Genomic DNA, 21735 nt, shown 5'->3' with positions numbered 1-21735 from the left:
AGCCGCCGCCGGTGTAGGGGCTGTTGTCGGTGTACGAGGGCACCAACCGCTCGCGCAACGACGTCGGCGGCCGATCCCGATACCCGAACCGAGCCGGCGACCAGGCCCACCCGCGCGGCTCCGGACGTGCGGCCCCGGAACTACGGCCGTCGGGGAACTCCTCATTCCCCTGCGGTAGTTGGCGGTGGGTCGGCTGATCGGTCGCCACGTCACTCGTCACCCGGGCATCGTACTGACGTACGAATTCGCCGATGGCCGTTGTGCGAGGTTCCGAACTGCGGCGAAGCGATAGCGGGCGTGACGCCTCCGGCGGTGTCGGTGGCGTCGGTGGTCTCGGTGATGCGGTGGTGATGTCGAGAAGCGGGGAGCGCCTCCGACCCTCGGGCAACGGGAACCGCCCGGATGTCAGAGGAGAATGTCGATGAACACCACGATGCGCCCGACCTCGACCGATCGTTCGCCCGCCGCGTGGGAGTCCTGGTCGGTGTGGTCGGTGAGCGTGGCGGCCGGGGTGGCCGCCGCGATCGGCACGGAGTTGTACGGGTTGCTCGCCCGGGGCCTCGGCGTGCCGATGCGGGCCGGGAACATCGGGGCGGCGACGGCGGAACCGATCACCGTCGGGATGTTCGCGATGGGCACGGCGGTCAGCCTGTCGGTGGGGACGCTACTGGCCGTACTCCTCGCACGCTTCGCGACCCGCCCGGCCCGGACGTACCTGGCGGCCACGCTCGTGCTGACCGCGCTGTCCATGGCCGGCCCGCTGTGGGCCGGTGACACGCCGGCCTCGACCAAGGCGATGTTGTGCGGCGCGCACGTGGTGGCCGCGGCGATCGTCGTTCCGGTGGTGGTGCGCCGGCTCGCGAGCGCTCCGGGGCGTGGGCGTGATGCGCGCGGCTGACCGGGTCCGCAGGCGCAGCGGCGGTGTCGATCGCATCCCGCCCGGTCGGCCGGGCCCACATGGTCGCGTGCGCCGCGACCTGCCCGGTCGACCGAATGCGGGTCGCCGTACGGGGTTGCTTGTCGAAGTGGGTCTACTGGTCGAAGCCGGCGAAGTAGCCGGCCGCCATGTCCTGGTCGCCGTGGCCCTGTGCGGAGGCGCGGCGGAAGCGCTCCGCCCCGGCAGCGACGACGTCCATCCGGACACCGACGCGTTCGGCGGCCTGAAGCACCAGACGGGCGTCCTTCTCGGCGTTGTCCACCGAGAAGCTGGTGGTGTAGTCGTCGGAGAGGATCGCGGCCGACTTGAGCTGGAAGTAGGCGTTGTCCATCGGGCCGCCGCCTACCACGTCCAGGAACAGTTGCGGGTCCACGTCCAGGCCGCGGGCCAGGGCCAGGGCCTCTCCGACGCCGTGGGTCAGCGCCAGGACCCAGGTGTTGAGCACGAGCTTGAGGCGACTGGCCGTGCCGGCGGTACCGTCCTCGCCGACCCACAGGGTGCGCCGACCGATCGTGTCGAACAGCGGCTGGACCACCTCGCGGGCCGCCGGCGCGCCCGCCGCCAGAACGACCAACTGCCCCTGCTCGGCGGGCCCCCGGGTGCCCTGCACCGGGGCGTCCACCAACAGCAGCCCGTGTTCACCGGCGAACGCGGCCAGTTCGTCCAGTGCGTCGACGCCGACCGTGCTGACCTGGACCCACACGGCGCCGGCGCGCAGCCCGGGCACCGCGGCTCGCATCGCGTCCAGGACCCGGGGGCCGTCGTTGAGCACGGTGACCACGATGTCCGCACCGGAGACCGCGTCGGCCGGCGTCTCGACCGCGCGCACGCCGTCGGCGGTCAGGGCCGCGGCCTTGGCGGGCGTACGGTTCCAGGCCCGCACCTCGAAGTCGTTCCGGGACAGGTTGCGGGCGATGGCGGCGCCGATGATGCCGGTGCCCAGTACGGCGACGGTGGGATGAACGGGGGTGGGTCGGGTGTTCGTCATGGTGTGCGCTTCCCATCGGGGTGGTTCGAAAATCTTCGTACCCCGGTACCGTAGACACCCACGGCCTGCGCCGGCAACCGTGGACCCAGGCAAGGAGCGGATCGGGATGCCTGTCCAGATGCACCACCCGTCGCTCGACGAGGTGTCGCTGAGCGACGTCTTCGCCGCGCTCTCCGACGAACACCGACGCGGCGTGGTCGTCGCACTGGCCGTGGACCCGACCCGCGAACTCCCGTGTACGGCACTCACGGTGCCCGGCACCAAGTCCACCCGCTCGTACCACTGGAAGGTGCTGCGCGAGGCGGGCCTGGTCGTCCAACGCAACACCGGCACGGGCATGACGCTCCGCCTCCGCGAACCCGAGTTCGAACACCGCTTCCCCGGCTTCCTCGCCACCCTCCTCCACCTCGAAACCCAACCCCCGACCGAACCGGAAGCCCCGCGCTGACAAGACCGACCCCGACCGCGTGATCTCCCGGCCGCTGATGCGGTCGGCCGTTCGGCCGGCCGGTTCACCGGAGGATCGCCGGGCGCGGCGCGTGGGTGTGCAACCGCAGGCGGAGCCGACTCGGCATCGCGGGTGGACGCGGGGCCGCCGCGGTGGGGGGCGCGGTCGGGGCCAGGCATCGAGGGATGCCGGGCCCGTCGATCACGCTGCGGGTGGGCGTCCGTTCCCTTGAAGTCTGGCAACTCCAGGCGGGTCGTTGGGGTTTGGTGGGTCTCGTCTAGAGTGTGGGAACCATGCGACTGGTCGAGTCTGAGATTGCCCGGCAGGACTGGAACGGCATGCTGTGCGGGTGCGGAGACTCGGCCGGGCACCTGGCCGGGGATTTGTCGAGGCTTGCGGGTGGGGAATTCCGAGGGGAATCCGGCCGCGTCGGGTTCGAAGGGCACATCTGGTCCGAGGTGGTCCTGTGGGAGCCGGCCCCCGCCGTGACGTCCGTTGCTCTGGCAGCCCTCGCGGACGACGTCGCACCGACGGCACGCGCGGAGTTCCTGGACCTCCTGCAGTGCCTGGTGGCAGGTGACGGCACGGATTTCGTGTCTTCCCGACGTGGGCTCGATCTTCCGGAACTGTGCCGAGACGTTGCCGTGCGAGGTCTATGGCTGCTCTATGAGGAGGTCATGTCGAATCGATCCATCGGGGCCGCCGGCACCGCCTTCGAGATCCTCGCGGTGGTGGAGACCGACCGGGCCCGCCTGCACCGTGTCCGGGAGATCGCGGCCGACCGGTTGCCCGTATGTTGCCGGACCGGCCTGTGCGTGGACGACGGACCGCAGGCCGACTGAGACGCGACCGCAGGAGCACGTGCCGCTACGAAACCTCGAACGCTCACGCGATGCGTGGGTCGGCCCGTGGGGCGTCGGAGCCCTACGGCGAAGTCGTGCGACGCTGTGCGCCATGGTGTCTTCGATGGTTCGTGGACTTGCGCTGCCGGACGGACTGACCTCCCTCATCGATCGCGGCCTTTGGCGTCACCCGGGCGATGCGGTACTGGCGGAGGTCGTCCCGTGGTTCAAGAGCCCGCTCGTCTTTCTGTCGAGCCCGGGGCGGATGGAGTCGGAGTCCCGTTCGATGGACATGTTCGCCGACGACGAGCACTGTGCGTTTTTTCGCGAGGCACGTGGAAGCAGGGGCGCCGTCCCACTCGAACTGCCTTGGCTCGACGTTGAACAGGCGGTGCTGATTGCCGTCAATCGCACCCCTGGTGACGACGTTGCCCTGGCGCTCGACTACCGCACCGATCAATCGGATCCTCGCGTGGTCGGCAGTGATTTCTGGACGAACCCCCAGCTCTGCGAGTGGAGGGTCGTAGCACCTGCCTTCTCGGCCTTCGTCGCAAGCCTGGGCCTGTAGGTTCCGCGCCCTCCTCATCCGGGTGCCCCAGGTGGGCTGCGTTGGGGGCGTGTTCGGGGATGGTGGGGAGGTGGGGGATCCGGTGCGTGGCGGCTGGTCTCCCGTGGGCGGCGGAGGTAGCATCGTGAAGTGATGCTGAATCGTGTCAGCGTAGAGGGGAGCGTGTTCTGTGAAGCTGCATGTGCATGAGCGTGGGGCCGGGGACAAGGTTGCGGTGCTTGTTCATGGTGGGATGTCGGACCACGGGACGTGGTACGCGTTGGAGGATGTGCTGGTCGGGCGCGGCTACCGGGTGTACGCGCCGGACCTGCGTGGGCACGGGCTGAGCGAGCGGGCGCAGTACAGCCCGGAAGCGATGGCCGACGACCTCGTGGAGAACCTGCCGGTCGGCGCCGACGTGGCGATCGGGCACTCGCTCGGCGCGCTCGCGCTGTCGCTCGCGGTCGAGCGGTTGCGGCCGAAGAAGGCCGTGTACTCCGACCCGGGCTTTCGGATGGGCTCGGTACCTGCCGGTGCCTTCGAGGGGATGCGGGCGATGGTGGCCAACGCCTCCCTGGAGAGCATTCGTGCGATGAACCCGCGCTGGTCCGCGGCGGATGTCCAGGCCGAACTCGACGGCTTCCGGAAGTTCGACCAGGACTTCCTGACCCGGTTGGGCGACTTCGACCCGGACTACGTTCCCGCCGCGCCCGTGGTGCCCAGCCTGGTCCAGTCCGCGTCGGACAGCTTCATCATGACGCCGGAGCTGAACGAGGAACTGCGCGGGAACGGCTTCGAGGTACGCGTGGTCGAAAACGTCGGCCACTGCATCCACCGCGACGACTTCGACGCGTTCCTGAAGTCGCTCGACGGCTGGATCTGACCCACCGCGCCCGCGCCGCATCGCGCCCGAGGCGCATCGCGCAGGAGTGCTGCCCGCGCGGTACGCCGCCCGCTCGATCGCCCCGAGCCGGCGTGGCGCGCGGGATCCGGCGCCCGCCGCAGCCCATTCGGCCCGCAGCGAACGACGTTCCGTCGCCGCCGGTCGCACGGCTATGGTCCGAATATGGGTGAACCGAGTGGTGCGTCGAGCACGGTGGAGGTCGGCGGGATTTGCCTGGCGTACGACGTGTGGGGCACGCCGGAGGCCCCGCCGCTGGTGCTGTTGCACGCGCTCGGTGAGGACGCCACGCACTGGGCCCGAGTAGCCGGGGCCCTGGCCGAGCGGTGGCGGGTGTACGCGGTCGATCTGCGCGGGCATGGGCGCAGCGATTGGCCCGGCGACTACTCCGTCGAACTGATGCGGGACGACCTGGTCGCGTTTCTCGACGTGCTCGGCCTCGATCGGGTGGACCTGATCGGCCATTCGATGGGTGGCGTCGTGGCCTACCTGTTCGCGCAGGAACACCCGCATCGGGTGGGCCGGTTGGTACTGGAGGACGTCTCTGTGCCGCTGCCGCGCGATCCCGTCCCGCCGACCCGGCCCGAGGGCGAACTCGGCTTCGACTGGGACATGGTCGTCGCCGTCCGCAAGCAGATCGACACCCCCGATCCGGTGTGGTGGGAACGCCTGGCCCGGATCACCGCCCCCACCCTCGTGGTCGCCGGCGGCTCGACGAGCCACATTCCGCAGGACCGGGTCACCGAGTGGACCCGCCGGCTGCCGGACGCCCGGGTGGTCACCATCCCGGCCGGCCACCTGGTCCACGCCGCCGAGCCCCAAGCCTTCACCGAGGTCACCCGGTCCTTCCTGCGCACACCGACAGATCCCACCGGCGCCGCAGGCTCCACCGACCCCACCGGTTCCAAGCGCTGAGCTACGCGCCGAAGCGCAAGGTCTCGCCGGTCTCCAGCATCGTCTTGAGGTTGGACAGGATCATCGGCCAGCCCTCCCGGATGCTCTTGAGCATCTCGGATTCCGGTGCGAAGCCGTCATGCAGGACCCGCAGCGCGACCACTTCGCCCAGCGGTACCAGGTCGAAGGAGACCCGAGAGATCGGCTCACGGCGCTGTTCGGCGAGTTGTTCCGGGCTCCAGCCGAACATCTCGGCGATCTCCGGCTCGTAGTTGTGCCACGTATAGGCCAGTCGACGCGGCGGCTCGGCCGCCAGGACCACCTGACCGGCGTCCCGCGGCGCCGTGCGCGGTGCCATCGACCAGCGGACGGGCGAGCCGACCCGCCAGTCCGATTCCGGCCCCGATCCGTCGAAGTAGCGGTCGATCTCGGTGCGCTCGGTCAGCGCGCGCCACAACTCCTCGGGGGTGGTGCGGACGTACATGACATAGGTGAACTGGGTGTCGGACACGGGGTTTCTCCCAACAGAGGCGGCATCGAACGCGGGCGCGACCGATGCCCGGGGATCGCCTTCGTCCCACTATCCGCCGCTTCGACCCGACAGCCCGGCACCGTGCGTACGCCACGCCGAAGGACCGCACGGACGGTTCGGCGGTGCTCCGATCGGCCGATCCGGACCGGGCCGCAGGTCCGCCGACTTTCCCCGAACCATCGGTCGTAGGGCGGCCGGATGCGCCCGAGGATGTACGCCGGGCCCGCGCCGCGGTGCTACCGCCGGCCGATGCCCGCAACCGGCTCCGAAGCCCAGGATCGGTACATGAAACGATCCTCGCCGAACCCGACGGGCGCGCTTTCCGCGTTCGCCTTGACCCTGGCCCTCGCGCTGGCCGTGCCGACCGCACTGGCGCAACCCGCAGCCGCAGGCGCGACCTCCGCCGCCTCCGCCACTATTGCCGCCGCCGACCTCCCGGCCTCGGCCGATCGGACCTCGTTGCCGCACCCGACCGGCCCGTTCGCCGTCGGTCGGGAATCCCTGCACCTCGTCGACCGGACCCGCCGGGACCCGTGGGTGCCGCAAGCCGGTGCACGCGAGCTGATGGTCGGCGTCTACTACCCCGCCCAGCGCGGCACCCGCACCCGCACGCCCGCCCGCTACGCCACTGTCGAAGAGGCCCGCCTGCTGCTCGCGGACCGGGGGATGGGCGACGCCTTCCCCGCCGAGACGCTCAGTGCCACCGCGACCGACGCCGAGGTCGATGCCCGGCCCGCCTCCGGCCGGTTTCCGCTCGTCCTGTTGTCCCCGGGATTCGGGGTCTCCGCGTACACCCTCACCGGCCTGGCGGAGGAACTGGCAAGCCGCGGCTACGTGGTGGCCGCCGTCGACCACGCGTACGAGTCGGTGGGAACCGCGTTCCCGGGCGGCCGGATGCTCACCTGCGTCGCGTGTGACAAGGTCCGGACCGAAGCGGACCTGGAGGCCGTTACCGCCGGTCGGGCCAAGGACGCGTCCTTCGTACTGGATCGACTCACCGGACCCCGGTCGGCCTGGCGCTACGCCGCCCTGATCGACCGCAACCGGATCGGCATGGCAGGGCACTCGATCGGCGGCGCGAGTTCGGCGGCGGCGATGGCGGCCGATTCCCGGGTCCGGGCGGGCGTGAACATCGACGGCGCGTTCCACTCTGCGGTACCCGAAACGGGCCTGCGCGGGCGCCCGTTCATGCTGCTCGGCACGGGCGACGAGGTGCATCGACCGGGAGGTACGGATCCCAGTTGGGACCAGGCGTGGGCTCGACTGGACGGGTGGAAGCGGTGGTTGACGGTGACCGGCGCGAATCACTACAGCTTCAGCGACATCCCGGTCTTCCTCGACCAACTGGGCCTGCCCGGCGGCGGGTTGCCGACCGGGCTCGCCGGGGAGCGCGGGCTGGCCCTGACTCGGGCCTACGTCGGGGCCTTCTTCGACCTCCACTTGAAGTGCATCCCGCAGCCCTGGTTGGTGGGCGCGACACCTGCCAACCCGGAGGTCCGGTTCAACAATCCGGGTCGGTGATCGCTCGGAGGCCGGCCAGGCCGGGCCGGGCCAAGACATGCGAACGCGCGGCCGTCGTGCCCGGTGCCCGGGTCGACGTACGCGCGTAAAAGACCTACGAGGTGGGACTCCCTGCGCCGGCATTGTCCGAATCAGGTGCTAGGGGTCGCGATCCGGTCCATTCGACCTTCTCGCCTCTCAGCCCGACCGCCCGACCTTGGCATGAGCCGAAGCTCCCTTCTCCAAGGCCACCCACTGATCGGTCGAACTCCCTCGCTCGCCCCGTAGGCCACTAACCACCATACTCCGGTAAAAAAGCCCTGCCAAGAGATTGGCCCGATATGTGACGTGGTTGGAGTCCCGGGGCTGTTGGGCTTCGGGACTCCAACCGTTGTCAGTGGGTCGCGTGGTCGCCGGCTGCGAGGTCGGACAACAGGGCCGACCAGCCGTCGTTCTCGAAGACGAGTGTGGGGCTGTCGAGGACCTTGCTGTCGCGGACCGGGACGATGCCGGGCAGGCCGCCGGCCACCTCGACGCAGTTGCCGCCGTCAGCGTTCGTGTAGGAGGACTTGCGCCAGCGGGCAGTGCTCAGGTCATGTGCGATGCTCATCGGTTGCGAAACCCTTCGCTACGGATTCGATCAGGAGCAAGGAAGCCGCCGGCGAGAGCGCGGCCGCTCTGGCCAGATCGTATGCCTTCCGATATCTCCCGGCCACGGTCGGATCATCGATCAACTGGCCCGTGTATGCGCCCTCGACGTATACGACAGGTGAGGAATCCGCGAAGGACATCAAGGAGACGACGCCCGTCATGAACGGGTGTGGGCCGCCTGTGAACGGATGCACCTGTACCAGGTAGCGCCGACTTCGGCCCGCCTCGACGACGGCCAGCAACTGCTCGTGCATGACCTCGGGCGACCCCACGACGACGTGAAGCGCAGCCTCGTGAATGATCTCCCAGACTTTGGGCGGGTGTTCCTTCTCCAGCAACCGCGCTCGCTCCATGCGTGTTCGCACGAGTTCTTCGATTTCGTCCTCGGCAGCGAAAGGGCGAGCGGACTTGGTGAATGCGCGTGCGTACGCCTCGGTTTGCAGGAATCCCGGCACCAGCATCGGTGAGTACTCGCTGATCGTCAGCGCGCGTTCCTCCAACTCCGCAGCGTCCGCGAAGTATTCGGCGTGTCCGGACCGGCGGGCCAACGCGCACAGGCGTTGGAGGTGTTGCCCGGTGTCGAACACCTCGTCGAACATCTTCGAGGTCTCCACCTGGGGCCGCCGGGTACCCGATTCGAAGTGGGCGATGTTCGAATCGTGGCAGAACACGTGTTCGGCGAGCTGAGCCTGGGTCAGTCCCGCGGCCTCGCGCAGTCGGAGCAACTCCGAGGCGTAGAAGGCTCTCGGCGACTTGTACGGGTCCAGATTCCTGCGTGGCATGGGTCATCACTCCGCTTCGTACGCGACGTCAGGGTCGGCCCCGGCCCGCGATCAACGTAACGGTTGAAAGTGATGTGTTGCGCACGAATCCTGATATCCGACCCCATCGGTACCGCGGCGGGCCTGCGACCGGCGGTTGCCGCCGAGATCGATCGGGCCCGGTGAGAGGGTGGCCCGGCGGCGTCGCGTGGGCGCCGCCGGGCGCGGGAGGCACCGGCCGAAAGGGGGTCGACCGATGCCGGGCAGGTGGGTTCAGCCGGTGAAGTTCTTGAACAGGTTGGTGAATTCGTAGGGCGATTGACTGATGCTGCTGCACGTGGGCGACACGCCGCCGCCCGGGCAGGAGCCGTTGTCCCGGCCCACCGACCAGAACGCCAGCCGGCCGATGTGGTTGGTGTTCGCCCAGGCGACCAGCTTGTTCGCGTCCGACTGGACGAAGGTCTTGCCGTTGAAGTTGCGGCCGATCATCGGGGTGACCGCGAGCATGCTCTTGAGTTCGGCGTCCGACTTGGCGGGCCAGATCTCCTTCATCTGACGCAGCGTCGATTCGGCGGCGGTGATCACCGCGTCGCCCCACACCGGGCGCGAGGTGCCGAATTCCATCGCCATCGGATTGACGATGTCGACCCGAACTCCGTTGTCCCGCGCGTTCTTGAGCAGGTCCACGCCCAGGGACGGGGTCAGCCCGTAGTCGTCGCCCTGCACCATCAGGGTGAAGCTGACGGTGGTGGCGGGTCGGTCCCGTTGCACCTTGGCCAGCGCCTTGTTCATGGTGTCGAGCGGGATGGACGCCTCGATGTCGATGTCGAGGTGCTTGACGCCGAGGGTGTCGATCACCTTGGTGTAGGCGGCGGCGAGCGCGTCGGGGCTGCCGCAGGACGCCTCCAGGTACGGCCCGGCCGCGCCGCCGAAGGCGACCACGACATCGCCGCCCTGGGCGCGAAGTGCGGTGATCTGGTTGACGATACGTGGTTCGTCGAGCGCGATCGTGCCGCCCCACTTGGGGTCGCAGCCGCTGTTGCTGCCCAGTACGAAGGCGAGCGTGAACAACTTCTGGCCGGTGGCCGCGGCAACGTCGGTCAGGGTCGGGGTGGGTGCGGTGATGTCGATGTACGGGACGCTGCGCACCGATCCCGGTGGGGGATTGCCACCGCCGGTCGTGGTGGTGGCGATCAGCTCGGGAGTGAATGGGGACACGTTGCCCGCCGCGTCCTTCGCGCGCACCTTGACCGCATAGGCGGTGCCGGGGGTGAGCCCGGACAACGTCACGCCCGGACCGGCACTGGTCGTGGTCGCGGCGCCGTCGACCTGGATGTCGTAGCCGGCCACCCGGTCGTTGTCGGTGGACGCGGTCCAGGACAGGGCCAGCGCGTTCGGGCCGGCCGTGGTCACGCGCAGGTCGGTCGGTGTACTGGGCGGGGTGGTGTCGGGGACGGCCGGTCCGACGCACGGGTTGCCGTTGAGCTTGCAGCCGGCGGGAGTTCCCGGGCCCGAGCCGAGGAAGCCGAAGGTGACCGAGGCACCCGGGGCGAGGGCGCCGTTGTACTCGCGGTTGGTGAAGACGTAGTGGCCGCCGGTCGATCCGGTCTGCAGGGCATCCCAGTACGAGCCGACGGTGGTGCCGGCGGGCAGGTCGAACTCGACCCGCCAGGCGGTGAGTGCGACGGTTCCCTGGTTGCGGATCGTGTACTGCCCGGTGAAGCCGGAACCCCAGTCGGACGCCTTGGCGAACGTCGCCTCGGGAGTCGCGGCGTGCGCGGCACCGGTGGGCAGCACGACAAGTGCGAGCGGTGCGACGACGGTTGCGGCCAGGACCCGGGCGAGCGTGCGCAACGATCGGCGACGAGCCCCGGGAGGAGGCGTGCCCTGGTCGGAACGAGCCCTACCGGGGCGTGGGTCGCGGGGAGGCGAGTTGTGGGAAAGCACGGTGCTGGGGCGCGAATTGCGGTGTGGGGCGGGGAACGCAGAGATCATCGAGCCGGCTCCTGGACACGTCTTGGGACACGAGTCGGGGGACGAGAGCGGTGGTGGACATGCCGTGCACACGCCGCCGGTTGGCGTGCGCCACCGCTCGCGGCCGGGCGGTGGGGCAGTCGGTGTCGGAGTGCTGGGTGTTCGGGCGTCTGGCGCTTGGTGCTCGGGGGGTTCGCGGTGGCGCCGATCTTCGGAAAGGCCGGACGATCGCCGTCCGCATCGCGCCGACGAGCGTCCTTGCACGGACAATGGTCTATACCAACCTGGTTCCCGTCCATAGGTGTGCGGGCACTTTTTGGGGTTGCCCGGCAAGTATTGGCAAGGCGGCCGGCAATCGCGGAAAATTTTTCCTCGCCACAATGACGACACAACTGACGGTGTGTCAGAAACAAGGTCGCGCAGGCCATCCCGACTTTTCGGCGCAGTTCGCAACGTCTCGGTTGGGGAGTAATGACGGTCCGATCGGGCCGTCCCGCCGGAAAGACCGGCTCCGTGCTCTTGCGCGACCGGACGAGCACGGCGACTCTGAGTACCGCCGCAGCCATTGGTCTATACCTGTCCCCCCGGACCACAGGCGTCGGTACCCGTATGCCGGAACACCCGGATCCGTCGCGGCCATCGCGGATCCCGTCCCACCAGTGCCGACTCACCCCGTCCGCGCCGACCGTCCCATCCGCGCCGATCCGCCCCATCCGGGGGCTCCTTTCCCGAGCGAGCCCCCGTCGTGAGGCCCCCGCACGTCCCCCGATATTGGCAATTCCCTTACCCGGAGGGCTTCATGAAGTCTCGCCGCAAGGTTGCGGCATTCGCCGCGGCCTGCTGTCTGACGCCCCTGACGATCACCGCGCTCGCCACCGGAACGGCGCAGGCGCACGGCACGCTGAGCAATCCGCTCAGCCGGACCGGCACGTGCCGCGCCGAGAACCCGGAGAACCCCACGTCCGCCGCGTGCAAGGCGGCTGTCGCGATCGGCGGCACGCAGCCCGTGTACGACTGGAACGAGGTCAACCTCGCGGACGTTGCCGGCCGGCATCGTCAGGTGATTCCGGACGGCAAGCTGTGCAGTGCCGGGCGGGACAAGTACAAGGGCTTCGACCAGGCGCGCGCCGACTGGCCGGCGACCTCGGTCTCCGCCGGCAGCACGTTCAACTTCCTGTTCCGAGCCACCTCGCCGCACCGCGGCACGTTCGAGTTCTACGTGACCCGGGACGGCTACGACCCGACGGTGCCGCTGAAGTGGTCGGATCTGGAGCCCACACCGTTCCTGACCCAGACCGATCCGCCGCTGGACAACGGGTCGTTCGTGATGAACGGGCGGATGCCCGCCGGCAAGACCGGTCGGCACCTGATCTACGTCGTCTACCAACGCACCGACAGCCCCGAGGCGTTCTACTCCTGCTCGGACGTGGTTTTCGGAGCCGCCGCCGCCCCCGCCGCCGCGCGGGTGAACCCCGCGACCGCACCGCTGGCCCACGAGACCGGCGCGCCCTACATCGAGCCCGCCGGGCGCAACCCCGCGACCATCAACGAGGCGCCGGTCGCCGCGGCCGTATCGGACACCGGCCCCGCCGGCGTCCCGAGCGCGGCCACCGTCGGCGCGGCGGGTGCCGGTGCGCTCGTCGTCCTCGGCGGCGCCGTGGTGTTGACCAGTCGACGCCGAGAGGCCCGCGCCCGGCGCTGACCACGCGCCCGGCACCCCACAGATGCCACCTCCGGTCCGGACGAAGCCGACGGGCCCGACCAACCCGACGGCCGCCGCCGGGCCGGAGGTGGGCCATACCTTGCCCGATCACCGATCACCGTCGTCTGTCGCTCGACCTTTGCCCCTCCGCCGCCCCGCCGCCTCCCGCTGCCGCGCAGCGACGCACGGCCACCGTCCCGCACCGCGCACCGTCTCGCACCGCGCACCGCCCCGCACCGCCCCGCGCCCCGTCCTCTTCCCGTCCCACCGAATGCGGGAGTACCCATGCGACGACCAAGTCCGCTCCGCACCCTGGCGACCGTGCTGACCACCGCAGCCGCGTCGTTGGGGCTCGTGTTGTCCGCAGGCGGCGCGGCGCACGCTGCGCCGGAGGCGGTGCCCGAGACGACCGTCGCCCAGGCGGTCGGCACACCGATGCCCACCCAGGTGTTCGCGCCGTACTTCGAGGCGTGGACCGGGGAGAACCCGGCCACGCTGTCCGCCGCCTCCGGCGCGAAGTACCTGACCATGGCCTTCATCCAGACCCCGACCAAGGGATCGTGTACGCCGTATTGGAACGGCGATACCGGGATGCCGATCTCCCAGGCCACGTTCGGCGCGGAGATCGCCTCGATCCGCGCGGCCGGCGGCGACGTGATCGCGTCGTTCGGCGGCTACACGGCGGACAACACCGGTACCGAGATCGCGGACAGTTGCACCAACGTCAACTCGATCGCCAGTGCCATCCAGAACGTCGTCTCGACCTACGACCTGACCCGGATCTGCCTCGACATCGAGGACAACTCGCTCACCAACCCGGCCGGCATCGACCGCCGCAACAAGGCGATCAAGCAGGTCCAGACCTGGGCGGCGAGCACCGGCCGGCCGTTGCAGATCCAGTACACGCTGCCGACCACGACGCAGGGTCTGGCCGAGAGCGGCCTGGCCGTACTGCAGAACGCGGTCTCCAACGGGACCAAGGTCGACGTCGCCAACATCATGACGTTCGACTACTACGACAACCAGCCGCACCAGATGGCCAACGACGCCAAGTCGGCGGCGACCGGCCTGAAGAACCAACTCGCGCAGCTCTACCCGAACAAGACCCAGGCCGAGTTGTGGGCCATGGTCGGGATCACCGTGATGCCCGGTGTGGACGACTTCGGCCCGGCCGAGACGTTCACCACCGCCGACGCGGTCACCGTCTACAACTGGGCCAAGACGCAGGGCATCAGCACCCTGTCGATGTGGGCCCTCCAGCGCGACAACGGCAACTGTCCCGGTAGCGGGGCGGCCGACAACTGCTCCGGAATCCCGCAGGACCTCTACCAGTTCACACACACCTTCGCGCCGTTCACCAGTGGCGGCGGACCGGTCACCAACGACTTCTCGCTGACCCTGAACCCCGGCTCCGGGTCGGTCGCCAAGGGCGGGAGCACCTCGGCGACGATCAACACGGCCGTCACGGCGGGTACCGCGCAAAATGTCGCGCTCACCGTGACCGGCGCGCCCAACGGAGTCGGCGCCACGGTCAGCCCGACCTCGGTGACCGCGGGCGGGTCGGCGACGCTGAACATCACCGCCTCCGCGTCCGCGACGCCCGGCACCTACCCGCTCACCGTCACCGGCACCGGGCCGTCGGCGACGCACCACGGGACCTACACGCTCACCGTCACCTCCGGACCGGTGATCGACGACTTCTCCGTCACCCTCAGCCCGGCCTCGGGCACCGTCGCCCAGGGCGGCACCACGTCGGCGTCGATCAACACGGCCGTCACGGCGGGCGCCGCGCAAAATGTCGCGCTCACCGTGACCGGCGCGCCCAACGGAGTCGGCGCCACGGTCAGCCCGACCTCGGTGACCGCAGGCGGGTCGGCGACGCTCACCATCACCGCCTCCGCGTCCGTGCCGGCAGGCAGTTACCCGCTCACCGTCACCGGCACAGGTCCCTCGGCGACGCACAACACGGTGTACAACCTCACCGTGACCGGCGCGCCCACCGGCGGCCTGCTCAACGCCGACCTGGAGAGCGGCGCGCTCAGCCCGTGGACCTGCCAGCCGGGCGGCGCGGTGGTCACCTCGGTGGCGCACGGCGGCACCCACGCGATCGAGGCGGCGGCCGGCGCGGCCCAGACCGGCGAATGCCGGCAGACCCTGCAACTGGCGCCGAACTCGGCCCACACGCTCACCGGTTGGGTCCGCGGCAACTACGCCTACCTGGGCGTCAGCGGCGGCGCGACCGCGAGCACGTGGGCCTCACCCGGCGCCGCGTGGACCAAGCTGACCATCCCGTTCACCGTCGGTGCCTCCGGTTCGGTGACCGTCTATCTGCACGGTTGGTACGCGCAGGGTTCGGTCCACGGGGACGACTTCGCGATCAGTTGAGACCGGGCCGCCGGGGCGGGCCGTGCGGATCCGCACGGCCCGCCCCGAACGCTCCGTCGATCGCCCAGGAACGCCGGACGTCGGCTCGCGACCCCACCGTGAGCCGGCGGCCGGTGCTCGGCGTGGGTACACCGGCCGGCTCCTCGGTTCGGGGTGATCGGGCAACACCTGCGGACGTCACCCGCACGACGCCCGCGGGTGCTGCCCGATCACCCCGAACCGCCATGGAGACCGCCGCGCAGATCCGCCGGAGGGAGCCGCGCACTGCACTTGGACCGAACCGCCCTGGACCCGGTCCACGAGCTCCGGACCGACGGCCGACTTTACGAGGCGCCGGCCGGCTGACGGCGGGCCACACGCCCGTGGTCGCCGAGCTGCGCGCGGCCGACTTCACCGCACCGGCCGCCGCGACGGCGTCGGCAAGGTGATCCGCGTCGAGCGGAACGGCGGAGTCGCACGAGAATGTCCAACCATATGGTTTCTTTCGGATCCGGCCGACGAAACGTCGGTCGGGTCTCCTTTGTGCGGAAGGGCTGGTCCCTGCCGATCGTGGTGTCCGGCACGGTGTACTTGCTGCCGGCGCGCACCCGGGTTCGGGCGCGGGTGGGTGTCGAGAGCGGGTGATCCGGGTCTCCGATGTACCGGTCGGCGTTTGACAGTTCGTGACGGAGGGTGCGAACTCGCCGACGGCGGGTATCGAACGGTCTAGCGTGAACCGCTGATCGAGCGCCGGCCGCATCGTCCGAGAACCGCCAGGGGGCCGACATGGCATGGGACTTCCGCAGGAACAGCAGGCCGGGCAGGCCCGACGCACCGGTCGGGAGGGGCCGATGAGCTCGCCCACCCAGCTTCGACCGGCGGTCCCCCTGCATCGGCTGGACGTACCCGCGCCGGGCATCCTGCCGTTCGCGATCGGGTCGTTCGACACGATCGGACCGATGTCGCGGGCCGACTTCCCGCATCGGCACACCTTCTACGAGATCGTCTTCGTCACCGGCGGGCGTGGCACGCACGTGGTCGATCTGGCGCCGAGAACGGTCAATCCGCCGCACCTGTTCTTCGTCGCGCCGGGCCAGGTGCACTTCTGGCATCGCATGCAGGGACTCACCGGCTGGGTCGTCCTGTTCAACGACGATTTCCTGCTCGCCCACCCCGAGGACCGGGACACGATTCGCGAACTGGCCGGATACCCACGGCTGCGCCCCACACCCGACGCGGCGCCGGGGCTGGCCGGGGTGGTGGCCGAGATGCGCCGCGAATACACCGAGCAGGGCGAGGGGTTCATCCCGATCCTCCAGGCGTACCTGCATGTGCTGATCCTGCGGGCGGCCCGACTGGCCGCGCACGACGACCCGGATGTCGAACCCGAGCAGGATCCGGGTCCGACCGCCGTCATCGCGCAGCGTTTCGCCCGGCTCCTGGACGGGCCGGTGGATCTGGATCCGGTGGAGCGTACGGTCGGTGCGTACGCCGCCCAATTGGGTGTGTCGGTGGGTCACCTCAACCATGCGGTGAAGAGTGCCACCGGACGTACGCCCGGCCGGATCATCCGCCAGACCCAGGTGGTGGAGGCCAAACGGCTGCTGGCGGGCAGCGATCTGACGGTACGTCAGGTCGCGGATCGGGTGGGTTTCGCGGACCCCGCGTACTTCTGCCGGTTCTTCCGTCGGGAGACCGGGAGCACTCCCGGCGAGTACCGCAGAGAGATCAACGCGAAGCACCACGAGAGCCTTGCTTTGTCCATCGACGCGCCCGATCGCCGAGCATAGGTTCAGACCAATCGCGAGTGCGCCGGATCGATTCGCCTCGATCCCGGTCACCCGTCCCCTCGCCGAGAAGAGGTCGCTGTGGGCACCGACAACACCGATCAGGACGAGCCCGTCAGGCGCGGCATCACCCGCAAGAACCTGCTCAAGGCGGCCTTGGTGGCCGCACCCCTCCCGCTGCTCATCGGCGGTGTGCCGGCGCTCGCCCGAGCGCAGCGCGACCAGGGCCACACCCTGGAGCCGACGCCCTTCTGCCACGACGGCGACGAGCCGACGATCGACCAGACCGAGGGCCCGTACTTCAAGCCCAACTCGCCCGAGCGCTCGGTGCTCACCGGCGCGGGCACGCTGCTGACCGTGTCGGGGTACGTGTTCGGGCGGCAGTGTCAGCCGCTGGCCAACGTGCTGCTCGACTTCTGGCAGGCGGACACCAACGGCAACTACGACAACGTCGGATACACCTTCCGCGGTCACCAGTACACCAACGCCCAGGGCGCCTACAAGCTCACCACGGTCGTGCCCGGCCTGTACCCGGGCCGCACCCGGCACCTGCACATGAAGGTCCAGGCGCCCAACCGCGGCATTCTCACCACGCAGACGTACTTCCCCGGTGAGCCGCGCAACAACACCGACACCATCTACGACCCCCGACTGCTGATGACGGTCCGTACGGTCAACACCGGCAAGGAGGCGTCCTTCGACTTCGTGCTGAACGTCAACGGCGTTCCGCCGACGACCACCCCGCCGACGAGCCAGCCGCCCACCAACCCGCCGGGCGGCGGGAGTTGGGCCGCGGGCACGAACTACCCGGCCGGGGCCACGGCGAGCTACGGCGGTCAGAACTACCGCTGCCTGCAAGGCCACACGGCACAACCGGGCTGGGAGCCGCCCAACGTGCCGGCTCTGTGGCAGCGGATCTGATCGACCGACCTCGGGGGGAGGCGAGTCGATCACGGGCCCCGGCGGCGCCACCCGCCGGGGCCCGATGCCGTGCCCCGATGTCGTCCTTCGAAGTTGTGCCCGATGCCGGGACCGTGCCGAGCCGCCGCCGGTGTCGAGTGCCCGACCCGGGGTCGAGCCGGACGCGGCCGGCCGGGTCGGGCCCACCCCGACCGCCACTCGCGGTGCCCGCTACTGCGAAGGTGTGCTCGCCCGGTGCAGGGCGAGGGCGGCCTCCGGGGCCGGCCAGGCCGGGTCCAACCGGGCGATGGTGACGAAGGTGTCCAGGAGCAGCATCACCAGCAGGTGGTGGATCTCCTCGCGCGCCAACTCCCGGCGGGCCAGCCAGTCCAGGGTGACCCCCTCGACGCAGTACAGCCAACCGACCAGTGCGGCGCGGGCGATCGGCGACGGGTCGGCCCGGCCGTAGGCGCCCTCCGCGAGTGAGGTGAGCATCTCCTCGCGGACACGTTCGCGGATGGTGAGCACGTCCGTGTCGAAGCCGACGCCGCCGCTGACCACCGTGCGGTAGGCGGCCTCGTTCCCCTGCGCGAAGCGCAGATAGCCGTCGAGCACCTTGCGCAGCCGGTCGGCCGCGGGCTGATCCGCATCGCTGCGGGCCCGGGCGACCAGGTCGGCCACCGAGTCCTCGATCACCGCGAGGTAGTAGCCGCGCTTGTTCCGGAAGTAGTAGTAGAGCAGGCCCTTGGCGACATTCGCCCGGCCGGCGATCTCGTCCACGGACAGTGCGTCGTACGAGGTGTGGGCGAACAATTGCCTTCCGATGGCCACGAGTTCGGCCCGGCGGGCCTGCGAGCGTTCGGATTCGGGCGGGGTCCGGCGGCCGTCCCGGCGGGATCGTTGACTTTGATTCAAAACGACGCCTAGTCTCGGTCGCGGCAAGGTACGTGCACGGTTGGCGGCAACGTGGTGCGGGCGATCGCGCTCCGCGTGCCACGTCCACGGCAAGAGTACCGGCGCAGCCCTCGGGCGGTTCGGGGAATCCTCCCGGTCGCCTCATTTCTCGGCAAGGCATCGCGGTTCGCGGCAGGCAACCCGCCGCGGCATCGTGCTTTTCGACCGACGGCACCCGCATCGTCGTCGGCCCCGATCCACGGCACCCCCGCAGCGCGACCGATTCCGACGAGGACGGACTCGACATGGATTCCAGCCCGCGGCCGCACCGAACCCATCCTTCCGCCCTCCCGGCGGCGGCAGTTGCGGTGTTGATCGCCGCCTCCGCGGTCGTCGGCCCGAGCGCCGAGCGAGCGCGTGCCGCACCGCCGTCGCGGACATCGGCCGCCGCACCGGCGCCCGGCGCGCGGGCCAACGCGAAGCCGGTGGACATCACCGCGAGCGTGTTCGCGCCGAACGGCTTCGCCCTGGCGGGGGTGACCACCGTCGACACCGCCGCCGGGCCGCGCAAGGTGCTGGTCCTGACCATGGATTCGGCGCACCTGAAGGACTACGCCCTCACCACCGTCGACCCCGGGGGCAACGTGAAGCTGACCACCCGCAGCCTGGATCTGGTCGGCCATGTGCGGATCTACCTCACCCGGTTGCACGGCTGCATCGAGGGCCTGATCTGCCTCGACTTCGCGCCCGACGCGTTGCCGCTGCCGCCGATCATCCCGCCGTTCGTGTTCATGACCGATGTGCACGCCCAACAGGCGTTCGTACACGCGGACAAGCTGACCACCGACATCGTGCTCAAGCCGTCCTGACCCTCCTCCCGGAGCGGCCGAAGGCGACGTGCGAGCGGAGTATTGACTTTTGTTCAACACTCCCTACTGTGGGGTAACAAGAGTCCTTCCGACGAAGGAGCACCGCCATGTCCCCGGCTCCCCCCGCCGCAGCGGTCCCGCGGATCGCCCGGCGCTCGATCCGAACTCCCGTCGACGGCCCCGTCGTTCGCGACGACGAACACCGCGACCTGGCGCTGGATCCGCGCGACGTGCGGTTCGACTGGTCGCGCCTGCCGATGCACTGGGTGCCGGGCGAACCGATGGCCACGCACACGATGAACGTGCTGCACCTGTTGTTGCCCGAGGGCGAGCGCTGGTTCGTGCGCACCTTCCAGGAGGCGCTGCCGCTGATCACCGACGAGCGGCTGCGCGAGGACGTGATCGGCTTCATCGGCCAGGAGTCCGTGCACGCCGAGGCGCACCAGGGCGTGCTGGACCTGCTGCCGGCCAAGGGCCTGGACCCGACGCCGTTCCTGCGTCAGGTGGAGTGGCTCTTCCATCGGGTGCTCGGCGCCCGGGACGACCTCGCCGGCGCCGCCGGCCGCGAACACCTGATCGAGCGGGTCGCGATCATCGCCGCGATCGAGCACTTCACCGCGTTCCTCGGCGACTGGGTGCTCAACGCGCCCGGCCTGGACCGGGCCGAGGCGGATCCGACGATGCTCGACCTGCTGCGTTGGCACGGTGCCGAGGAGGTGGAACACCGCAGCGTCGCCTACGACCTGCTCGTGCATGTGGACCCGAGCTATTCGCGTCGGATGCGCACCATGGCGGTCACCGGCCCGGTGCTGATCTGGCTGTGGGTGCGCGGGGTGCGCTTCCTGATGTTCGCCGACCCCGAGGCGGCGGGCCGGGGCAGGCCGACCTGGCGTGCGTACGTACAGGCGTCGAGGCGCGGGTTGTTGCCGGGGCTCACCGGCGTCGCGCGGTCCGCCGCGCGCTACGTCAAGCCGCGCTACCACCCCACCCAGGAGGGCTCCACGAGCCAGGCCGTCGCCTACCTGGCCTGCTCGCCCGCAGCCCGGGCCGCAGCCCGGTGAGCCCGGCCACGCCGCCGACTTCGGTGCCGTTGCCGACCGGTGCGCCGCCGGACCTGTACCGGCGCGAGCGCGGCGACCGGATGATGCGCGCGCTGACCGTGCTCGGCCGGCTGCACACCGGGGCGCTCGCCCACCGGGGACGGCGCCGAGCCCGTTTCGCGGGGCCGCCCACCGCGCCGAACACCCGACCCGGATCACTCGAACTCGTGGTGCGCGAACGGGTCGTCGAGGCGCGGGACGTGCTCTCGCTGCGGTTGGGCGCACCGGCCGGCGGCCGACTGCCCGGCTGGCAGCCCGGCGCCCACCTGCTGTTGGAACTGCCCTCCGGACGCCGCCGGCACTACTCGTTGTGCGGCGACCCGCGGGATCGCTACACCTACCGGATCGCGGTCCGCCGACTCGCCGAGGGCGGCGGCGGATCGGTGGAGATCCACGACGCGCTGCCGGTCGGCGCGACGTTGCGCACGGCCGGTCCGCGCAACGCGTTCCCGTTCGCCGCCGAACCGGCCGTGCTCTTCCTGGCCGGCGGCATCGGCATCACGCCGATACTGCCGATGGTGCGCCGGGCCGAACAGGCCGGTCTGGACTGGCGGCTGATCCACCTCGGCCGCACCCGCGCCTCGTTGCCGTTCGGCGCCGAGCTGACCGAACTGGGCGGAACCGACGGGCGGTTCGAGGTGCGTACGGACGACGAGGCGGGACTGCCGGACGGCGCCGAGCTGCTTCGCCGGGCGCCCGCCGGGGCGGCGGTGTACTGCTGCGGCCCCGCGCCCATGCTGGCCGGGATCCGGGCGGCGATCGACGCGAGTCCGGCCTGCGGGCTGCACTTCGAGCGGTTCGCGCCGGCGCCGGTGGTCGACGGGCGGGCCTTCGAACTGCGGCTCGCGCACGGCGGGATGGACCTGTCGGTGCCCGCGGACCGATCCGCCCTCGACGTGCTGCGCGAGGCCCGGCCGGACACCGCCTACTCGTGCCGGCAGGGGTTCTGCGGGGTGTGCCGGGTCCGGGTGTCGGCCGGTGTCGTCGAGCATCGTGATCTGCGGCTGACCGACCGGGAGCGGGCGGCGGGCGCGATGTTGGTGTGCGTGTCGCGGGCCGCCGAGGGGGAGCGGCTCGTACTGGATCTGTGAGCGGCCGGACGAGCCCTCCCCCCCGAAGGGCCGCGTGCCGACCACTCGGGCGC

Annotated in this window: 20 protein-coding genes and 2 pseudogenes; 15 read left to right on the top strand and 7 right to left on the bottom strand. The window is 70.4% G+C overall.

The window, feature by feature from the left end; all coding sequences use genetic code 11:
- Positions 1-220, bottom strand: a pseudogene (locus ABZ374_RS40975) (hypothetical protein); the annotation flags it as partial.
- A 201-nt stretch (positions 221-421) separates the two neighbouring features.
- Between ABZ374_RS40975 and ABZ374_RS40970 the strand changes: the two are divergent.
- A complete protein-coding gene (locus ABZ374_RS40970) occupies positions 422-898 on the top strand; it encodes a DUF6069 family protein (RefSeq protein ID WP_360322145.1) in 477 nt (158 codons plus the stop codon).
- A gap of 133 nt (positions 899-1031) precedes the next feature.
- Here the strand turns inward: ABZ374_RS40970 and ABZ374_RS40965 are convergent, their stop codons facing one another.
- Positions 1032-1925 carry an NAD(P)-dependent oxidoreductase gene (locus ABZ374_RS40965; RefSeq protein WP_360322142.1) on the bottom strand — a complete coding sequence of 298 codons (894 nt, stop codon included), beginning with the start codon at positions 1923-1925 and terminating at the stop codon, positions 1032-1034.
- A 106-nt stretch (positions 1926-2031) separates the two neighbouring features.
- Here ABZ374_RS40965 and ABZ374_RS40960 point away from each other — a divergent pair, with 106 nt between their 5' ends.
- The 5 genes from ABZ374_RS40960 to ABZ374_RS40940 all read left to right on the top strand — a co-directional run bounded on the left by ABZ374_RS40960 (position 2032) and on the right by ABZ374_RS40940 (position 5578).
- Positions 2032-2373, top strand: coding sequence for a helix-turn-helix transcriptional regulator (locus tag ABZ374_RS40960; protein ID WP_360322140.1), 342 nt, complete (start codon positions 2032-2034; stop codon positions 2371-2373).
- A 293-nt stretch (positions 2374-2666) separates the two neighbouring features.
- The gene (locus ABZ374_RS40955) at positions 2667-3215 is read left to right on the top strand and encodes a hypothetical protein (RefSeq protein ID WP_360322137.1); all 549 of its coding nucleotides are present in this window, start codon (positions 2667-2669) and stop codon (positions 3213-3215) included.
- 112 nt (positions 3216-3327) lie between these two features.
- Positions 3328-3783 (top strand): hypothetical protein, encoded by a 456-nt coding sequence (locus ABZ374_RS40950; protein ID WP_360322134.1) that lies wholly within the window; start codon positions 3328-3330, stop codon positions 3781-3783.
- A gap of 169 nt (positions 3784-3952) precedes the next feature.
- Positions 3953-4645, top strand: coding sequence for an alpha/beta hydrolase (locus tag ABZ374_RS40945; protein WP_360322131.1), 693 nt, complete (start codon positions 3953-3955; stop codon positions 4643-4645).
- A gap of 183 nt (positions 4646-4828) precedes the next feature.
- Positions 4829-5578 (top strand): alpha/beta hydrolase, encoded by a 750-nt coding sequence (locus ABZ374_RS40940; protein WP_360322128.1) that lies wholly within the window; start codon positions 4829-4831, stop codon positions 5576-5578.
- Between the two features lies 1 nt (position 5579).
- Here the strand turns inward: ABZ374_RS40940 and ABZ374_RS40935 are convergent, their stop codons facing one another.
- Positions 5580-6068 (bottom strand): SRPBCC family protein, encoded by a 489-nt coding sequence (locus tag ABZ374_RS40935; protein WP_360322125.1) that lies wholly within the window; start codon positions 6066-6068, stop codon positions 5580-5582.
- A gap of 306 nt (positions 6069-6374) precedes the next feature.
- Here ABZ374_RS40935 and ABZ374_RS40930 point away from each other — a divergent pair, with 306 nt between their 5' ends.
- A complete protein-coding gene (locus ABZ374_RS40930; RefSeq protein WP_360322122.1) occupies positions 6375-7610 on the top strand; it encodes an alpha/beta hydrolase in 1236 nt (411 codons plus the stop codon).
- A gap of 373 nt (positions 7611-7983) precedes the next feature.
- Here the strand turns inward: ABZ374_RS40930 and ABZ374_RS40925 are convergent, their stop codons facing one another.
- The 3 genes from ABZ374_RS40925 to ABZ374_RS40915 form a co-directional block, all read right to left on the bottom strand.
- Entirely contained in the window at positions 7984-8199 is a 216-nt protein-coding gene (locus ABZ374_RS40925; protein ID WP_360322119.1) for a DUF397 domain-containing protein, read from the bottom strand.
- Positions 8183-8965 (bottom strand): helix-turn-helix transcriptional regulator, encoded by a 783-nt coding sequence (locus ABZ374_RS40920; RefSeq protein WP_360322116.1) that lies wholly within the window; start codon positions 8963-8965, stop codon positions 8183-8185. Before ABZ374_RS40920 ends, ABZ374_RS40925 begins: the two co-directional genes overlap by 17 nt.
- Before the next feature lie 309 nt (positions 8966-9274).
- A complete protein-coding gene (locus ABZ374_RS40915; RefSeq protein WP_360322113.1) occupies positions 9275-10855 on the bottom strand; it encodes a cellulose binding domain-containing protein in 1581 nt (526 codons plus the stop codon).
- Positions 10856-11774: 919 nt separating this feature from the next.
- Here ABZ374_RS40915 and ABZ374_RS40910 point away from each other — a divergent pair.
- The 5 genes and pseudogenes from ABZ374_RS40910 to ABZ374_RS40890 all read left to right on the top strand — a co-directional run bounded on the left by ABZ374_RS40910 (position 11775) and on the right by ABZ374_RS40890 (position 17749).
- A complete protein-coding gene (locus tag ABZ374_RS40910; protein WP_360322110.1) occupies positions 11775-12677 on the top strand; it encodes a lytic polysaccharide monooxygenase in 903 nt (300 codons plus the stop codon).
- Positions 12678-12962: 285 nt separating this feature from the next.
- Positions 12963-14441 (top strand): annotated as a pseudogene (locus ABZ374_RS40905) (chitinase); the annotation flags it as partial.
- A gap of 45 nt (positions 14442-14486) precedes the next feature.
- Complete coding sequence (locus ABZ374_RS40900; protein WP_360322154.1) at positions 14487-15062, top strand: carbohydrate binding domain-containing protein; 576 nt, start codon at positions 14487-14489, stop codon at positions 15060-15062.
- A 770-nt stretch (positions 15063-15832) separates the two neighbouring features.
- Complete coding sequence (locus tag ABZ374_RS40895; RefSeq protein WP_360322107.1) at positions 15833-16831, top strand: AraC family transcriptional regulator; 999 nt, start codon at positions 15833-15835, stop codon at positions 16829-16831.
- A 78-nt stretch (positions 16832-16909) separates the two neighbouring features.
- Positions 16910-17749: a carbohydrate-binding protein gene (locus ABZ374_RS40890; RefSeq protein ID WP_360322104.1), complete on the top strand. Its 840-nt coding sequence runs from the start codon at positions 16910-16912 to the stop codon at positions 17747-17749.
- A gap of 210 nt (positions 17750-17959) precedes the next feature.
- Here ABZ374_RS40890 and ABZ374_RS40885 read toward each other — a convergent pair whose 3' ends face one another.
- Positions 17960-18559: a TetR/AcrR family transcriptional regulator gene (locus ABZ374_RS40885; protein WP_360322101.1), complete on the bottom strand. Its 600-nt coding sequence runs from the start codon at positions 18557-18559 to the stop codon at positions 17960-17962.
- 368 nt (positions 18560-18927) lie between these two features.
- On the opposite strand from ABZ374_RS40885, the gene ABZ374_RS40880 reads away from it, so the two are divergent.
- From ABZ374_RS40880 to ABZ374_RS40870, 3 genes are all read left to right on the top strand, one after another.
- Complete coding sequence (locus ABZ374_RS40880) at positions 18928-19491, top strand: hypothetical protein (RefSeq protein ID WP_360322098.1); 564 nt, start codon at positions 18928-18930, stop codon at positions 19489-19491.
- Positions 19492-19598: 107 nt separating this feature from the next.
- On the top strand, positions 19599-20552 hold the full coding sequence (locus ABZ374_RS40875; protein ID WP_360322095.1) for a metal-dependent hydrolase: 954 nt from the start codon (positions 19599-19601) through the stop codon (positions 20550-20552).
- Positions 20549-21682, top strand: coding sequence for a PDR/VanB family oxidoreductase (locus ABZ374_RS40870; RefSeq protein WP_360322092.1), 1134 nt, complete (start codon positions 20549-20551; stop codon positions 21680-21682). Before ABZ374_RS40875 ends, ABZ374_RS40870 begins: the two co-directional genes overlap by 4 nt.
- The last annotated feature ends 53 nt before the right edge of the window (positions 21683-21735 follow it).

Source organism: Embleya sp. NPDC005971 (assembly GCF_040629175.1).
Taxonomy (GTDB): Bacteria; Actinomycetota; Actinomycetes; order Streptomycetales; family Streptomycetaceae; genus Embleya.
Note: the sequence above shows the minus strand (reverse complement) of the source record. Positions and strands in the feature narration are given on the sequence as shown.

What these genes read in the sequence shown, in the direction of transcription:
- ABZ374_RS40925 (WP_360322119.1), bottom strand. Translation starts at nt 8,199, where the DNA reads ATGAGCATCGCACATGACCTGAGCACTGCCCGCTGGCGCAAGTCCTCC.
- ABZ374_RS40895 (WP_360322107.1), top strand. Translation starts at nt 15,833, where the DNA reads ATGGGACTTCCGCAGGAACAGCAGGCCGGGCAGGCCCGACGCACCGGT.
- ABZ374_RS40955 (WP_360322137.1), top strand. Translation starts at nt 2,667, where the DNA reads ATGCGACTGGTCGAGTCTGAGATTGCCCGGCAGGACTGGAACGGCATG.
- ABZ374_RS40960 (WP_360322140.1), top strand. Translation starts at nt 2,032, where the DNA reads ATGCCTGTCCAGATGCACCACCCGTCGCTCGACGAGGTGTCGCTGAGC.
- ABZ374_RS40910 (WP_360322110.1), top strand. Translation starts at nt 11,775, where the DNA reads ATGAAGTCTCGCCGCAAGGTTGCGGCATTCGCCGCGGCCTGCTGTCTG.
- ABZ374_RS40940 (WP_360322128.1), top strand. Translation starts at nt 4,829, where the DNA reads ATGGGTGAACCGAGTGGTGCGTCGAGCACGGTGGAGGTCGGCGGGATT.
- ABZ374_RS40875 (WP_360322095.1), top strand. Translation starts at nt 19,599, where the DNA reads ATGTCCCCGGCTCCCCCCGCCGCAGCGGTCCCGCGGATCGCCCGGCGC.
- ABZ374_RS40965 (WP_360322142.1), bottom strand. Translation starts at nt 1,925, where the DNA reads ATGACGAACACCCGACCCACCCCCGTTCATCCCACCGTCGCCGTACTG.
- ABZ374_RS40950 (WP_360322134.1), top strand. Translation starts at nt 3,328, where the DNA reads ATGGTGTCTTCGATGGTTCGTGGACTTGCGCTGCCGGACGGACTGACC.
- ABZ374_RS40880 (WP_360322098.1), top strand. Translation starts at nt 18,928, where the DNA reads ATGGATTCCAGCCCGCGGCCGCACCGAACCCATCCTTCCGCCCTCCCG.
- ABZ374_RS40930 (WP_360322122.1), top strand. Translation starts at nt 6,375, where the DNA reads ATGAAACGATCCTCGCCGAACCCGACGGGCGCGCTTTCCGCGTTCGCC.
- ABZ374_RS40970 (WP_360322145.1), top strand. Translation starts at nt 422, where the DNA reads ATGAACACCACGATGCGCCCGACCTCGACCGATCGTTCGCCCGCCGCG.